A 210-nucleotide genomic window follows, 5' to 3' on the forward strand; every position below is an offset into this window, starting at 1 on the left:
TGGTCTCACCCTCTTTCAGGTACTGCACGTCGCCGTTGGCCACGTTGTAGGTCCACTTGCCATCTGTGGTGATGGTCAGGCTGCCCAGCACACTGCCGGTCGGGGTACCGGTACCGGCCTTGAACACTGCCTCGCCCGCATCCAGATCGGTCAGGGTCAGGGTGCCGCTGTCGGTCAGGGTCGGATTGCTGGCATCCTCGGTCACCGCGC

1 protein-coding gene is annotated in these 210 nt (G+C 64.3%); it reads right to left on the bottom strand.

The window, feature by feature from the left end:
- On the bottom strand, positions 1-210 hold a 210-nt coding region (locus KW825_RS20440; protein ID WP_218330260.1), incomplete at both ends, for a VCBS domain-containing protein.

Origin of the sequence: Aeromonas sp. sif2433, assembly GCF_019218705.1 — a bacterium.
Taxonomy (GTDB): domain Bacteria; phylum Pseudomonadota; class Gammaproteobacteria; order Enterobacterales; family Aeromonadaceae; genus Aeromonas; species Aeromonas encheleia.